General features: G+C 70.0%; 12 protein-coding genes. 11 read left to right on the top strand and 1 reads right to left on the bottom strand.

All coding sequences use genetic code 11. The features are described 5' to 3' along the window. Nucleotide 1: 1 nt before the first annotated feature. Nucleotides 2–2782, top strand: coding sequence for a DEAD/DEAH box helicase (locus tag AC5YDA_RS12615; RefSeq protein WP_496189543.1), 2781 nt, complete (start codon nt 2–4; stop codon nt 2780–2782). A 73-nt stretch (nt 2783–2855) separates the two neighbouring features. Here the strand turns inward: AC5YDA_RS12615 and AC5YDA_RS12610 are convergent, their stop codons facing one another. Further along, on the bottom strand, nt 2856–4718 hold the full coding sequence (locus AC5YDA_RS12610; protein ID WP_496189542.1) for an amylo-alpha-1,6-glucosidase: 1863 nt from the start codon (nt 4716–4718) through the stop codon (nt 2856–2858). Nucleotides 4719–4868: 150 nt separating this feature from the next. On the opposite strand from AC5YDA_RS12610, the gene AC5YDA_RS12605 reads away from it, so the two are divergent. From AC5YDA_RS12605 to AC5YDA_RS12560, 10 genes are all read left to right on the top strand, one after another. Next, nucleotides 4869–5915, top strand: a complete 1047-nt coding sequence (locus AC5YDA_RS12605) for a LacI family DNA-binding transcriptional regulator (protein ID WP_496189541.1) — start codon at nt 4869–4871, stop codon at nt 5913–5915. A 22-nt stretch (nt 5916–5937) separates the two neighbouring features. Beyond that, nucleotides 5938–7197 carry a sugar ABC transporter substrate-binding protein gene (locus AC5YDA_RS12600; protein ID WP_496189540.1) on the top strand — a complete coding sequence of 420 codons (1260 nt, stop codon included), beginning with the start codon at nt 5938–5940 and terminating at the stop codon, nt 7195–7197. A 21-nt stretch (nt 7198–7218) separates the two neighbouring features. Beyond that, on the top strand, nt 7219–8361 hold the full coding sequence (locus tag AC5YDA_RS12595; RefSeq protein ID WP_496189539.1) for a carbohydrate ABC transporter permease: 1143 nt from the start codon (nt 7219–7221) through the stop codon (nt 8359–8361). Next, entirely contained in the window at nt 8358–9251 is an 894-nt protein-coding gene (locus tag AC5YDA_RS12590; RefSeq protein ID WP_496189538.1) for a carbohydrate ABC transporter permease, read from the top strand. Before AC5YDA_RS12595 ends, AC5YDA_RS12590 begins: the two co-directional genes overlap by 4 nt. 106 nt (nt 9252–9357) lie before the next feature. Continuing rightward, a complete protein-coding gene (gene hisF / locus AC5YDA_RS12585) occupies nt 9358–10119 on the top strand; it encodes an imidazole glycerol phosphate synthase subunit HisF (RefSeq protein ID WP_496189537.1) in 762 nt (253 codons plus the stop codon). A gap of 1 nt (nt 10120) precedes the next feature. After that, on the top strand, nt 10121–10540 hold the full coding sequence (locus tag AC5YDA_RS12580; RefSeq protein WP_496189536.1) for an HIT family protein: 420 nt from the start codon (nt 10121–10123) through the stop codon (nt 10538–10540). Between the two features lie 231 nt (nt 10541–10771). Continuing rightward, entirely contained in the window at nt 10772–12517 is a 1746-nt protein-coding gene (locus AC5YDA_RS12575) for an acetolactate synthase large subunit (protein WP_496189535.1), read from the top strand. Next, a complete protein-coding gene (gene ilvN / locus AC5YDA_RS12570; protein WP_496189534.1) occupies nt 12514–13047 on the top strand; it encodes an acetolactate synthase small subunit in 534 nt (177 codons plus the stop codon). The genes AC5YDA_RS12575 and ilvN overlap by 4 nt, the downstream gene beginning before the upstream one ends. A gap of 56 nt (nt 13048–13103) precedes the next feature. Then, nucleotides 13104–14132: a ketol-acid reductoisomerase gene (gene ilvC, locus AC5YDA_RS12565; RefSeq protein WP_496193042.1), complete on the top strand. Its 1029-nt coding sequence runs from the start codon at nt 13104–13106 to the stop codon at nt 14130–14132. Nucleotides 14133–14218: 86 nt separating this feature from the next. Next, nucleotides 14219–14815, top strand: a complete 597-nt coding sequence (locus AC5YDA_RS12560) for an HD domain-containing protein (RefSeq protein ID WP_496193041.1) — start codon at nt 14219–14221, stop codon at nt 14813–14815.

Raw genomic sequence — 14815 nt, 5'->3', positions numbered from 1 at the left:
GATGGTCCCGGTCCGTCCCGTGCCCGAGCCCGGCCCTGCCTTCGCGGAGTTCGCGGCCGCGTTCCCATTCGTGCTGGACCCGTACCAGCGCGACGGCTGCGCCCACGTGGAGGCGGGCTCCGGCGTCCTCGTGGCCGCACCGACGGGCGCCGGCAAGACCGTGGTGGGGGAGTTCGCGGTGTTCCTGGCCCTGCGCGAGGGACGCAAGTGCTTCTACACCACGCCGATCAAGGCGCTGAGCAACCAGAAGTACCACGACCTGGCCGAGCGGTTCGGCTCCCACCGCGTGGGTCTTCTGACCGGGGACACCTCGATCAACGGCGACGCCCCCGTCGTCGTGATGACGACCGAGGTGCTGCGCAACATGATCTACGCCAACTCCTCCACGCTGAAGAACCTCGGGTTCGTGGTCATGGACGAGGTGCACTACCTCGCCGATCGCTTCCGTGGAGCGGTGTGGGAGGAGGTCATCATCGGCTTGGCCCCGTCGGTACAGGTGGTCTCGCTGTCGGCGACGGTCTCCAACGCCGAGGAGTTCGGGGACTGGCTGGACGAGGTCCGCGGCGGGGTCGAGGTGGTCCTGAGCGAACGGCGTCCGGTGCCGCTGTACCAGCACGTCATGGCCGGACGCCGCCTCTACGACCTGTTCGACGACGTGGCTCCCACCGCAGTGGTGGACCGTGCGATCGGCCTGCCCCGCGGCGACGTGAACCCCGAGCTGCTGAGGCTGGCCAAGGAGGAGTCCCGGTTCGTCCGCGACGACAGCCGCCGCCCGCGCGGACGGCGCACCCTGGACCGCATCGACCGCAATGCCGCCGGCCGGGGCCAGGAGGCGCCCAAGCTCATCCCGCGCCGCGACGGTGCGATCGAGAAGTTGGATGCCGAGGGACTCCTCCCCGCCATCTACTTCATCTTCAGCCGCGCCGGCTGCGACCAGGCCGTGGGGCAGTTGCTGCGCTCCGGTATCCGGCTCACGACCTCCGCCGAACGCGCCGAACTGGTCGCCCTGGCCGAGTCGGCCACCACCGGCCTGAGCCGCGACGACCTCGAAGCCCTCGACTACTCGACCTTCGCCGAGGCCCTGCGCCGTGGCATCGCCTCGCACCACGCGGGCATGCTCCCGGCGTTCAAGGAGTGCGTCGAGGAGGCCTTCGTCCGCGGGCTGGTGAAGATCGTGTTCGCGACCGAGACCCTCGCACTGGGCATCAACATGCCCGCACGCTCGGTCGTGTTGGAGAGGCTGGTCAAGTACAACGGCGAGGCCCACGTCGACATCACGCCGGGGGAGTACACCCAGCTCACCGGCCGCGCCGGTCGCCGTGGCATCGACGTCGAGGGGCACGCGATCGTGCTGTGGCAGCGCAACTTCGATCCGGCGTTCGTCGCAGGCCTGGCCTCCCGACGCACCTACCCACTGCGCTCGTCGTTCTCCCCGACCTACAACATGGCCGTCAACATGGTCGCCCGGGTGGGGCGTGAGAAGGCGCGCGGGCTCCTGGAGCAGAGCTTCGCCCAGTACCAGTCCGACCGTTCCGTCGTCGGCCTGGCCCGCGCGGTCGCCCGCAACACCGAGAAGATCGCCGCGCTCTGGGCCGACGCGGCCTGCGACAGGGGCGACTTCACCGAGTACGCCCGGATGCGCGCCGAGGTGGGCCGACTGGAGGCCGAGGCGGCGAAGTCGCGGAAGTCGGACCGTCGCGCCGAGTCGATCTCGGCGCTGCTGGCGCTGGTCCCCGGCGACATCATCGGGGTGCCGTCGGGACGGCACGAGGGGTGGGCGGTCGTCATCGACCCGGGAGTGGGGCGCGACCGCGCCAACCCGTCCCCGCTGGTGATGACCGAGCAGCGGCAGGTCAAGAAGTTGTCACTCACCGACTTCCCGTCCCCGCCGGCCGTGGCCGGGCGGATGCGGGTGCCCAAGCACTTCGACGGCGCCTCGCCGAAGGACCGCCGGAACCTCGCCGCCGCGTTCCACACCAAGCTGGGGTCGCTCGACACGCGGCAGGCCCGCTACCAGCCCGCCGCCCTGGACGCCGAGATCGCCGCCGAGGTCACCCGGCTGCGCGGGCTCATCAAGGAGCACCCCTGCCACGCGTGCGCGGATCGCGAGGTGCACGCCCGTGCGGCCGAGAAGGCCCTGCGCCTGGAGAAGGACACCGCCGACCTGCGCGTCCAGACCGAGCGTCGCACCAACACGATCGCGAAGCGCTTCGACAAGGTGTGCGGCGTGCTGTCCGCGCTGGGCCACCTCGACGAGGCGGGCGACCGGGTGACCGAGGCCGGCCGGATGCTGGCCCGCATCTACTCCGAACTGGACCTCGTCACCGCCGAGGCCATCCGCGCCGGCATCTTCGACGAGCTGGACGCCGCCGAGCTCGCGGCGGTCCTGTCGTCGCTGACCTACGAGTCGCGGGGCGGCGACGCACGGCGTCCGGCCACGATGCCGAATCGCTCCACCGAGATCGCCCAGACGATGGTGCGCCGCGTCTGGCGCGAGGTGCACCTGCTCGAGCGCGACCACAAGCTGGAGGCGGGCCGCGATCCCGACATCGGCTTCGCCGAGGCCACCTACGCGTGGGCCAACGGCGCGGCGTTGGGGGACATCCTCGAGGAGACCGAACTGACCGCCGGCGACTTCGTCCGCTGGATGCGTATGGTCATCGACCTGCTCGGGCAGGTCGCCGACGCCGCCGGGCCCGGGGTCGTCAGCGAGAACGCCAGGGAGGCGATGGGACGCCTCCGTCGCGGCGTCGTCGATGCCGCTTACCTGGAGGACGACTGATCCCGAACGCATTTCCGGGTGGCAGAACCCCAAGAATCCTTGGGGTTCTGCCACCCGGAAATGCAGCAAGGGGTTAGACCAGCGCCCGCACCAGCACAGCCGCGGAGGCGGCGGCCCAGGCCTGCGGCCGACAGGACGCCGGGTAGGGGACCGGCGGCCAGGCCTCCCCGGCGGCGTGGCCGCCGAACAGCTCGGGCAGCCGGTCGTCGAAGCCGGACGCCGCGCGCGCCAGTCCGGCCGCCACCCGGCGTGCCTCGTCGGGGTGTCCCGCACGCAGCATGCCGTCGATGCACAGCGCGGTGTCGTGGGTCCAGACCGAGCCGACGTGGTAGCTCAGCGGCCAGAATCCGGCGTTCGTGGTCGACATCGTGCGGATCCCGTAGCCCGAGAACAAGTCGTCCGAGACCAGCCGCGCCACGACGAGCGCCTCCTCGTCCGCCGACAGGATCCCGGTGCCGAGCAGGTGGCCCATGTTCGACGCGCAGCCGTCGACGGGCACCTTCGACGCATCCAGCGCGAGCGCGGGGTAACGGCCCACGGCGTCCGCGACCCAGAACGCCGCCCGGAAACGCTCCGCCATCGACGCCGCCCACGCCCGCCATCGCGCGGCGCCCTCCTCGTCGCCCCGCGCCGTGAGCACCCGTGCGCCGACCAGCGCGGCGGCGTGGGCGTAGCCCTGCACCTCGGCGAGCGCGATCGGGGCGTCGGCCTGGGAGCCGTCGGCGAAGCGGATCGAGTCCCCGGAGTCCTTCCACCCCTGGTTGGCCAGGCCGGTGCCCGTCTCGTCGCGGTACTCCAGGAAGCCGTCACCGTCCGAGTCGGCCCAGTCGGCCAGCCACCCCAGCGCGGCGTCCAGCGCCGGGAAGAACTCCGACACGTCCTGCCCGGCGTCGAACAGGTCGCCCAGCAGCATGACCCACAGGCAGGTGGCGTCGATCGTGCCGAAGTACACCGGCGGGATCGTCAGCACCGTGTGCTCGGCGCCCTCGTGCGCTTCGTGCAGTGTGAGAGTCGCCCGGCGCACCTCGTGCAGGATCTTGCCGGGCTGCTCGGCGGTCGCCTGGTCCACGGCGCGGCCCTGCCGCCCGGCCAGCGTGCGCAGCGTCGTGCGCGCGAGGTCGGGGTGGTGGCCGGCGAGCAGTCGCGCCGCGATCAGGGAGTCCCGGCCGAACAGCGTGAAGAACCACGGCGCGCCCGCGGCCAGGAACGCGTCCCCGGGGGCCTCGCGCGGTGCCATCATCAACCCGTTCAGGTCGGCCCACGACTTGCGCACCAGCCGCGCGAGCGCGGGGTCGGCCACCGTGGGCGGCACCAGCGCTTCTCGATGGGCGGCGCCGAACGGCGTCGCGGTGTCCGCGGCGTCGATGCGCCACGTCACCGACGTCTGCCCGCGCGGCGGCACCACGAGCGACCAGGCGAGGTCGATCCGGCCGTGCCCGACCGTCGTGGACGCCGTGCCCGGCAGCAGCGTCGCCGCGGTGTCGTCGTCCCGCCACGACCAGGTCAGCCCGTCCAGCGCGACCGGACGCGAGCGCCCGCCCTGCTTGACCGTCTCCATGCTCGCAGCACTCGGGGTGACGCCCACCGTCACCTGCAGGGGCACCGCGCGCGTCGAGGCGGTCGCGAGGGTCAGCGTCTCCGACAACCCGGCGGCGTCCACCTGCCGCGTGACGGTGAGGGTCACCGCCGGGTCCACGCCGAGCTCGGGGGTGCGCACCACCCAGCGGTGGGACGCCGTGGCCCCGCCCGGCTCGTGGGTGCCGACGTGCTCGAGGTCGCGGCCCGCCACCGACACGGTGACCGCCGAGGCGATCCTTTCGTCGCCGACGTACAACCCGTTGATGCCGTGGCTGCGGGCCTGGCCATCGCGGTCGGCCCAGAACTGGACGGGTGCGGCGAGCACGACGGACGCGTCGTGGAGGTACGGCTGGTTCATGGATCCCACTTCTGCGAGGTCTGGTATCGATTCGGTGGCGGTTCTTGACATCGGTCGTCCACCGGGAGCAATCTTGCCCTAGTTTGATCGATCAAATCTAGGTGTCAAAGGCATTTTGATCGATCAACCTCACAAGGAGGTGACAAGGAGGTGCCCGAGCAGCCCAGGGCCACGCTGGAGTCGATCGCCGAGGCGTGTGGCGTGTCGCGCCAGACGGTCTCGAACGTGATCAACCGACCCGAGCGGGTCAACGCCGCCACCCGTCGTAGGGTCGAGAAGGCCATCGAGAAGGCCGGGTACCGGCCCTCGGCGGCCGCACGCGCCCTGCGGCGCCAGCGCGCCGAGACCGTCGCGCTGCGCATGTCCCCGGCCGGTGACGGCATCAACGGCGCCGTGCTCGACCGGTTCCTCCACGAGCTGGTCACGGCCGCCCAGGCCGTCGGCCACCGCGTCCTGCTCTTCACCGCGGACTCGCCCGTGTCCGAGGTGGCGGCGGTCACCGACCTGGTCCACCGCGGCGTGGTCGACGGTTGCGTGCTCACCGACACGGTCGCCGGCGACCCCCGGCCCCGCGCACTCCAGGCCGCGGGTGTCCCGTTCGTCGCCTTCGGCCGCCCGTGGGAGGACGCCGAGGCGACCCACGCATGGGTCGACATCGACGGTGCCCACGGCACGGCGGCCGCCACCCGGGCGCTGCTCGAGGCCGGCCACGGCCCCGTGGGGTGGATCGGCTGGCCCGACCCCTCCGGCGTCGGTGCCGACCGTCGCGCCGGGTGGTTGGCCACCGTCGGCACCGATGGCGTCCAGCACGAGGAGGCGCGGGTCGACGACATCGCGCTGGGCCGGCAGGCCATGACGGACCTGCTCGAGCGGGGCGTCCGGTCGGTTGTGTGCTCGTCCGACTCCCTCGCGGTCGGCGCGATGCTCGCCTGGCACGACCGCCACGGCGAGCCGACGACCGATTCCCTGGCCCCCGTGGTCGGTTTCGACAACACCCCCCTCGCACGCTTCCGCAGCTTCTCCTCGGTCGAACAGCCGATCGAGGACGCCGCCCGCCACTGCATCCGACTCCTCCTCGCCCAACTCGAGCGCGGGGGAGCGCCCACCGACGGCGAGCACGTCCTGCTCGCTCCCACCGTCATCCTCCGCGCCGCGGACGGCTCTGACACCACCGCGCTGCCCCCAGAGCAGCACTGACCAAGGAAACCAAGGAGAACCCATGAAGATCACCAAGCGCCTCGCGCAGGCCCTCGCGGTGGGGGTCGGACTCAGCCTCGCCCTGACCGGCTGCGGCGGCTCCGGCTTCAACAAGGCCGCCCCGTCGGCGTCCGCGCCCGCGGCCGGCCAGACCGCCGAGGCGAACAAGAACGAGGTGTCGGTCCTGATCGGTGCCTCAGGCGAGGCCGAGAAGAAGGCCGTCGAGGAGGCCGTGGCGGCGTGGTCGACCAAGTCCGGCGTCCCGGCCAAGGTCATCGCGGCCACCGACCTGGTGCAGGAGGCCGCACAGGGCTTCGCATCCGGCTCGCCCGCTGACGTGCTCTACGTCTCCACCGACGGGCTGGGCAACTATGCCAAGGCCGGCAACCTGCTCGCCTACGGCGACGACCTGGCCAACAAGGACGACTTCTACCCTGCGCTGCGTGACGCGTTCACCGTCGACGGCAAGCTGATGTGCGCACCGAAGGACTTCTCGACGCTGCAGCTGATCATCAACACCGACCTGTGGGCCGCGGCCGGCCTGACCGAGGCCGACTACCCGAAGACCTGGGACGACCTGAAGGCCGTCTCCCAGAAGCTCACCAAGGGCGGCGTGACCGGCCTCGCGTTCGGCCCCGAGATCCAGCGCATCGGCGTCTTCCTGGCCCAGAACGGCGGCGGTCTGGTCACCGACGGCAAGGCGACCGCGAACTCGGACGCCAACGTCGAGGCCCTCGCCTTCGTCAAGCAGGGCATGACGGACGGCTGGATGGCCTACAGCTCCGACCTCGGCGCAGGCTGGGGCGGCGAGGCCCTGGGCAAGAAGATGGCCGCCATGGTGATCGAGGGCAACTGGATCACCGGTGCGATGAAGTCGGACTACTCCGACGTCAAGTACGCCGCGGTCGAGCTGCCCGCCGGCAAGAGCAAGGGCACCCTGCAGTACACCAACTGCTGGGGCGTCGCGGCCAAGGGTGACAACACCGCCGGTGCCATCGACCTGGTCACCTTCCTGACCTCCCCCGAGCAGCAGCTCGCCTTCGCCAAGGGCTTCGGCGTCATGCCGTCGGTCAAGTCGGCCGAGGCCGAGTGGAGCAAGGCCAACCCCGAGATGGCCGCCTTCATCAAGGGCGCCGAGTACGCGCAGAACCTGCCCGCGCAGGTGGGTGCCGCCGACGTCATCAAGGACTTCAACAGCGAGCTGTCGCAGTTGAAGACCAAGGACCCCAAGGCGATCCTCGACCAGGTGCAGTCCAACCTGCAGCCGGTCGTCGAGGGCTGATCGAGGCATCGGGTAGGTCCCATGACCGTCCACGCGACGCCGCGCCGGCGAGGGAAGGCGAACAGCCAGCCCCTCGCCGGCTGGTCCTTCGTCTCACCCACCGTCGTCATCCTGGGGCTGTTCCTGGCCGTCCCGGTGCTGATGGCGCTGTGGGTGAGTGTCTCCGACTGGAGTGGCAACGGCAGCCCCCTGTCGAGCGGGGTGAACTTCGTCGGCACCAAGAACTACGAGGCGATCGTCTCCGGCCGCGGCCTGGTCGGCCGCGACTTCGGGCTCGCGATCCGCAACAACCTGTACTACGTGTTGCTGGTCGTGCCGCTGCAGACCGTCGCCTCGCTGTTCCTCGCGGTCATGGTGACCCGCAAGAACCTCACGGGCAAGGGCTTCTTCCGCACCGCCTTCTACTTCCCGTCGGTGACCAGCTCGGTGGCGATCACCACCCTGTGGCTGTTCCTGTTCAACGCCTCCGGCACCGTCAACAAGGCGCTGGGCTGGCTGTCGGTGAACGGGCCGAACTGGTTCCAGGACCCGCGCGGGGTGCTCGGCCTGCTGCTCGCCCCGCTCGGCGTCACCGAGACCGGCGCGCTCGCCCAACCCGGCTTCCTGGGCATCTCGGCCTACCAGTGGCTGCAGGGACCCTCGGTGGCGATGACCGCCTTCATCATGATGGCGATCTTCACCACCTCGGGCACCTTCATGCTGCTCTTCATCGCCGCCCTGCAGAGCATCGGCGACGAGACCGAGGAGGCCGGCATCATGGACGGCGCCACCGCCTGGCAGCGGTTCCGGCACATCACCGTGCCGCTGCTGCGGCCGACGATCTTCACCGTCCTCACCCTGGGCCTGATCGGCACCTGGCAGGTGTTCGACCAGATCGCGATCGGCTCCAAGGGTGGTCCGGCGAAGACCACGATGACGCCGGCGTACATGAGCTACACCAAGGCGTTCAACGACGGCGAGTGGGGCCAGGGCGCGGCGATCGCATTCATCCTGTTCGGGATCATCGTGCTGATGACCCTGCTGCAGCGGCTCGTCCTCGGCGAGGCGGACGCCACCAAGACCACCCGGGGCGACATGCGTCGCGGGAAGCGGGCCGAACTCGTCTCGGCGACGGCGCTGGCCGCCCGGAAGACCACCACGACCACCGGGGGAGGTGTCGGATGACCACCACCGCAACCCCGCGCCGGGCCGAGCCCGGGGCGTCCACGTCGGTGAAGCACCGCTCGAACCGGATGGGCTCAGCGGCCCGGGTGGCACTGCTCGTGCTCGCCGTGTTGGCGCTGTTCTACATCTACCCGTTCCTGATGCAGGTGGCGACGTCGTTCAAGACCGACGACGACGCGACCGCCAACCCGATGTCGCTGCTGCCGGCGACGTGGACGGTGGCCGCCTACGACCGGCTGTTCAACAACTCCGACTACCCGCGGTGGATGGCCAACTCCTTCATCGTGACCGTGCTCGTCACCGCGGGCCGGGTGTTCTTCAACTCGCTGGCCGGCTACGCGCTGGCGCGGCTGAGGTTCACCGGGCGGCAGGCGATCTTCGTGCTGCTGATCGCCGTGATGAGCGTGCCGGGCGTGGTGCTGCTGATCCCGAAGTTCCTGGTGCTGAACCAGCTGGGCATCTACAACAGCTACGCGGGCATGGTGCTGCCGCTGCTGGTGGACGCCGCGGGCGTGTTCATCATGAAGAACTTCTTCGAGTCGATCCCCTCGGCGGTGGAGGAGGCGGCGCGCATCGATGGTGCCGGCACCTTCCGGACGTTCTGGTCGATCGTGCTGCCGATGGCGCGCCCGGCGCTGATCACGATCGTCATCCTGAGCTTCCAGGGGTCATGGAACGAGTACAGCCACTTCATCGTCGCCACCCAGAGCCCGGAGCTGACCACACTCACCAAGGGTGTCGCCGGCCTCGCCGGCGGTGGACTGGGTCAGGGCAACCAGTTCCCGCTGAAGCTGGCGGCGGCGGCCATCATGACCATCCCCGTCGCGGTGCTGTTCTTCATCTTCCAGCGCCAGATCATGAACACCACCGGTGGGGCGGTGAAGGACTGACCGCCCGCCCCCGCCACGCACACCCACGTGCAGCACACCCCCTCCCGAGCGGCCGGGGGCCGGGAGATCACTCGCGGCCCTCGGCCTTGTCGTTAGGCTGGACGCCATGGGTGTGGCAATCCGGGTGATCCCGTGTCTCGACGTGCACGACGGCCGCGTGGTGAAGGGGGTCAATTTCCTGAACCTGCGTGACGCCGGCGACCCGGTCGAACTCGCACGCATCTACGGCGAGCAGGGTGCCGACGAACTGACGTTCCTCGACATCTCCGCCTCGTCGCAAGGGCGTGAGACCACCTACGAGATGGTGTCGCGCACCGCCGAGACCGTCTTCATCCCGCTGACCGTCGGCGGAGGCGTCCGCGGTGTCGAGGACGTGGACCGACTCCTGCGCAGCGGGGCGGACAAGGTGGGCATCAACACCGGCGCCATCGCGCGTCCCGAGGCCATCAACGAGATCGCGTCGCGATTCGGCCGCCAGGTCGTCGTCCTCAGCCTGGACGCTCGCCGTGAGGCGGCCCAACCGTCCGGCTTCGGCGTGACCACCCACGGCGGACGCCGGTCCGCGGGCCTGGACGCCATCGACTGGTGCCGCGAGGCCGTCGAGCGCGGGGCGGGGGAGATCCTGCTCAACTCCATGGACGCCGACGGCACCACCGACGGATTCGACCTCGAGATGATCGAGGCCGTCCGCGCCGTCGTCGACGTGCCGGTCGTCGCCTCCGGTGGGGCGGGCACCGTGCGACACTTCGTCGACGCCGCCCGGGCCGGCGCGGACGCCGTGCTCGCGGCGTCCGTCTTCCACTACGGCACACTCACCGTGGGACAGATCAAGGAAGGCCTCTCCGGGGCCGGATTCGAGGTGCGCTGACATGGTTCCCACCAGCACGACCAACCCCGACTGCATCTTCTGCCGGATCGTCGCGGGAGAGATCCCCAGCAAGCAGGTCCATGCCGACGAGCACGCCATCGCGTTCCTCGACGTGGCACCGTTCAAGCGTGGGCACACGCTGGTGGTGTCCAGGACGCACGTCCCCGACGCCCTGACGGACGCCGACGTCCTCGCCTCACTCGCCCCGACCATCGCGTCGGTCGGACGGCTCCTCATGGATCGGCTGGGGGCCTCGGGGTTGAACATCGTGTCGAACGTCGGCCCCGACGCAGGACAGTCGGTGTTCCACCTCCATGTCCACCTCATGCCCCGCTTCGCCGATGACGCCGGTTTCTCCGCGATGGTGGACAGGGTCGACGGCATCGACACGGACGAGGTCTTCGCCGCGCTCACGCCCTGATGCCGGCCCGGTCCCAGATCGCGGACATTTCGTCCCGTCCGGTGTGAAGTGATGGGGAACTGGCGCTAGGGTGTCCTTCGTGCACATGAGCGCTCTCGTAGTTACCACGCGCGTCGCCTGAGTCCCCGACTCTCGACGACGCGCTCCCTCGCCTGCCCAGTTTGTCGGCAGCGGGGGTTTTTTGTTGCTACCCGCCCATGCCAGCACACCGACACCGAAGGGGATGATCACATGACTGATGACCACCAGCTCAAATCACTCACGGGGGCGCAGGCCCTCGTCGAGTCGCTCGAGCGTGTCGGTGTAGACGTCATCTTCGGCATTCCCGGCGGCGCGATCCTGCCGGCGTACGACCCGCTCGGCCAGAGCGAGCTGATCCGCCACATCCTCGTGCGCCACGAGCAGGGCGCCGCGCACGCGGCCGAGGGCTACGCGATGGCGACGGGACGCGTCGGCGTCTGCATGGCGACGTCCGGACCCGGCGCGACGAACCTGGTCACCGGCATCGCCGATGCCTACCTCGATTCGGTCCCGATCGTCGCGATCACCGGGCAGGTGGCCTCGACGGCCGTCGGCACGGACGCGTTCCAGGAGGCCGACATCCGCGGCATCACGATGCCGATCACGAAGCACTCCTTCTTCGTGACCCGCGCCGAGGACATCCCGGGCGCGATCAAGGAGGCCTTCCACATCGCCGGCACCGGACGCCCCGGCCCCGTGCTGGTCGACATCACCAAGGACGCCCTGACCGGCAAGGCCCCCTTCGAGTGGCCCCACGAGCTCGACCTGCCCGGCTACAAGCCAACCGTGACCCCCCACTCCAAGCAGGTCCGCGAGGCGGCCAAGCTGATCGCCCAGGCGTCCCGCCCGGTGCTGTACGTCGGGGGCGGCGTGGTCAAGGCGCAGGCCTACGAGGAGCTGGCCGACCTCGTCAAGATCACCCAGATCCCGCTGGTCACCACGCTGATGGCTCGTGGTGCGTTCCCGGACGAGCACCCGCTCCACATGGGGATGCCCGGCATGCACGGCTCGGTCTCGGCGGTCGGCGCCCTGCAGCGCTCCGACCTCCTGATCACCCTCGGCGCCCGGTTCGACGACCGGGTCACGGGCAAGCTCGACACCTTCGCGCCCGACGCCAGGATCATCCACGCCGACATCGACCCGGCCGAGATCGGCAAGAACCGCAAGGTCGACGTCCCGATCGTGGGCGACGTGAAGCTGACCATCGCCGAGCTCAACCAGGTGCTGCGTGGTGAGGACCTCGGTGACTACGCCGCGTGGCGGGCCTACCTCTCCAACCTCAAGGTGAAGTACGCGCTCGACCCCGAGCCCACCAAGGACGGCGTCCTCAGCCCCGAGTACGTCATCAAGCGCATCGGCGAGCTGTCCGGGGACGCCATCTACGCCTCGGGTGTCGGCCAGCACCAGATGTGGGCCGCCCACCTGCTGCCCTTCGACAAGCCCGGGCGTTGGCTCAACTCCGGCGGCGCCGGCACGATGGGCTACTGCGTCCCGGCCGCGATGGGCGCCAAGGTCGGCCAGCCGGACGCCACCGTGTGGGGCATCGACGGGGACGGCTGCTTCCAGATGACCAACCAGGAACTGGTCACCTGCACGCTGAACGACATCCCGATCAAGATCGCCGTCATCAACAACGAGTCGCTGGGCATGGTGCGCCAGTGGCAGACCCTGTTCTACGGCGAGCGGTACTCCAACACCGACCTGAAGAGCCGGCGCGTGCCGGACTTCCCGATGCTCGCGGAATCGATGGGCGCCGTGGGCCTGCGGGCCGAGACCGTCGACGAGGTCGACGAGGTCATCAAGAAGGCGCTCGAGATCAACGACCGCCCGGTCGTGGTCGAATTCGTCGTCCACAAGGACGCGATGGTGTGGCCGATGGTCGCGGCCGGCACGAGCAACGACGACATCATGATCGCCAAGGACATGGCGCCCGACTGGGAGGACGAGATCCTGTGAACACGCACACCCTGAGCGTCATCGTCGAGAACAAGCCCGGCGTCCTGGCCCGCATCTCGGGCCTGTTCGCCCGGCGCGGCTACAACATCGAGAGCCTCGCCGTCGGCCCGACCGAGCGCCCCGAGATCAGCCGCATCACGCTGCAGGTCGGCGTGGAGCGCGCGGAGATCCTCGAGCAGATCACCAAGCAGCTCAACAAGCTGGTCGAGGTGCTCAAGATCGTGGAGCTGGAGGACTCGGCCGTCCGTCGTGAGCTCCTCCTGGTCAAGCTGAGGGCCGACCCGGTCGCTCGCAGCCAGATCATCGAGATCGTCCAGCTGTTCCGCGGCAGGACCGTGGACGTCCACAACGACTCGCTGGTCATCGAGGCGACAGGCAGCCCCGACAAGCTGGAAGCGCTGCTGGAGATGCTGCGCCCGTACGGCGTCCGGGAGCTCGTCCAGTCCGGCCTCGTGGCCCTCGGGCGCGGCTCCAAGTCGCTGACCGACCGTTCCGCCAAGGTCGACCGGGCGCGTCCCGGCGTCCGGTGATGACACACTGAAACCCAGACCCGCACAGACCAGTAACCAGTAAGGAAGAAACCCACATGGCAGAGATGTTCTACGACGCCGACGCCGACCTGTCGATCATCCAGGGTCGCACGGTCGCCGTCATCGGCTACGGCTCCCAGGGCCACGCGCACGCGCTGAGCCTGCGCGACTCGGGTGTCGACGTCCGGGTCGGCCTGCGTGAAGGCTCGTCCTCGCGCGCCAAGGCCGAGGCCGAGGGCCTCCGCGTCGTGTCGGTGGCCCAGGCCGCCGCCGAGGCCGACCAGATCATGATCCTGGCCCCCGACCAGCACCAGCGGACGATCTACGCCGAGGACATCGAGCCGAACCTGCAGCCCGGCGACGCGCTGTTCTTCGCGCACGGCTTCAACATCCGCTTCGGCTACATCAAGGCGCCCGAGGGTGTCGACGTGTGCATGGTCGCCCCGAAGGGTCCGGGACACCTCGTCCGTCGCGAGTACTCGGAGGGTCGCGGCGTCCCGGTCATCGTGGCCGTCGAGGTGGACGCCACGGGCAACGCCTGGCCGCTGACGCTGTCCTACGCCAAGGCCATCGGTGGCCTGCGCGCGGGTGGCATCAAGACGACCTTCACCGAGGAGACCGAGACCGACCTGTTCGGCGAGCAGGCCGTCCTGTGCGGTGGGGCGTCCGCCCTCGTCCAGGCCGGCTTCGAGACCCTCGTCGAGGCGGGCTACCAGCCCGAGGTCGCCTACTTCGAGTGCCTGCACGAGCTGAAGCTGATCGTCGACCTCATGTACGAGGGCGGCATCGCCAAGCAGCGCTGGTCGGTCTCCGACACCGCAGAGTTCGGTGACTACGTGTCGGGGCCGCGCGTCATCGACGCCCGCGTCAAGGAGAACATGAAGGCCGTTCTCGGTGACATCCAGTCCGGCGCGTTCGCCAAGCGCTTCATCGACGACCAGGACGCCGGCGCGCCGGAGTTCAAGAAGTTCCGCGCCGACGGTGAGAAGCACCCGATCGAGGCCACCGGCAGGGAGCTCCGCAAGCTGATGGCGTGGGTCAAGAGCCACGACGACGACTACGTCGAGGGCACCGCGGCTCGCTGAGTCGCGCCCCCCTGCCCGAGCGGCGGTGACCGGTCACCCGGTCACCGCCGCTTGGTTCCTGCCCCCGCACACGGTTACATGGGGTCATGGATGCCATGACGGCACGCGTGTGGGACGCAGCTGTCCCGTACCTGGACGTGAGGGACAACGACGTCCACACCCTGTACGCACACTCCCTGGCGACCACGCTGCTGGCGGAGCACCCCGAGGCGGACGCGCGCGTGGTGGAGACCGCGATCCTGCTCCACGACATCGGTTGGTCGCGTGTCCCACCGGCGGAGGTGCTCAGCGCCATCGCGCCGGGCGGTGGACGCCCCGACCTCGTCCTGCTGCACGAGCGCGAGGGTGCCGCGATGGCACGAGCGGTGCTGGAATCACTGGAGGCACCGCCGGAGCTGGTCGAGCGCGTGGTCCAGATCATCGACGGCCATGACAGCCGCACCGAGGCGCTCTCGCTCGAGGACGCGCTGGTGAAGGACGCGGACAAGCTGTGGCGCCTCACCCCGCACGGCGTCCGGACGGTGCAGGGCTGGTTCGGCCTCCCGGCCGACGAGACGCTGGCCCTGATCGAGGGGCGCGTCCACGAACACCTGTTCACCGACGCCGGACGCCGCATCGCACGAGCGCTGGCGGCGCTCGCGCGCGTCGACGTCAGCGATCGGTTGGCCGCGCTGGCCGGGTGA

This window comes from Propioniciclava sp. LT294 (assembly GCF_059516005.1).
The sequence above is the reverse complement of the archived record's forward strand: the minus strand, read 5'-3'. Positions and strand labels throughout refer to the sequence as shown.

Excerpts from the sequence above, each read along its gene's own strand:
- AC5YDA_RS12580 (WP_496189536.1), top strand. The coding sequence starts at position 10,121 with ATGGTTCCCACCAGCACGACCAACCCCGACTGCATCTTCTGCCGGATC.
- AC5YDA_RS12560 (WP_496193041.1), top strand. The coding sequence starts at position 14,219 with ATGGATGCCATGACGGCACGCGTGTGGGACGCAGCTGTCCCGTACCTG.
- AC5YDA_RS12610 (WP_496189542.1), bottom strand. The coding sequence starts at position 4,718 with ATGAACCAGCCGTACCTCCACGACGCGTCCGTCGTGCTCGCCGCACCC.
- hisF (WP_496189537.1), top strand. The coding sequence starts at position 9,358 with ATGGGTGTGGCAATCCGGGTGATCCCGTGTCTCGACGTGCACGACGGC.
- AC5YDA_RS12595 (WP_496189539.1), top strand. The coding sequence starts at position 7,219 with ATGACCGTCCACGCGACGCCGCGCCGGCGAGGGAAGGCGAACAGCCAG.
- AC5YDA_RS12600 (WP_496189540.1), top strand. The coding sequence starts at position 5,938 with ATGAAGATCACCAAGCGCCTCGCGCAGGCCCTCGCGGTGGGGGTCGGA.
- AC5YDA_RS12615 (WP_496189543.1), top strand. The coding sequence starts at position 2 with ATGGTCCCGGTCCGTCCCGTGCCCGAGCCCGGCCCTGCCTTCGCGGAG.
- AC5YDA_RS12575 (WP_496189535.1), top strand. The coding sequence starts at position 10,772 with ATGACTGATGACCACCAGCTCAAATCACTCACGGGGGCGCAGGCCCTC.
- AC5YDA_RS12590 (WP_496189538.1), top strand. The coding sequence starts at position 8,358 with ATGACCACCACCGCAACCCCGCGCCGGGCCGAGCCCGGGGCGTCCACG.
- ilvC (WP_496193042.1), top strand. The coding sequence starts at position 13,104 with ATGGCAGAGATGTTCTACGACGCCGACGCCGACCTGTCGATCATCCAG.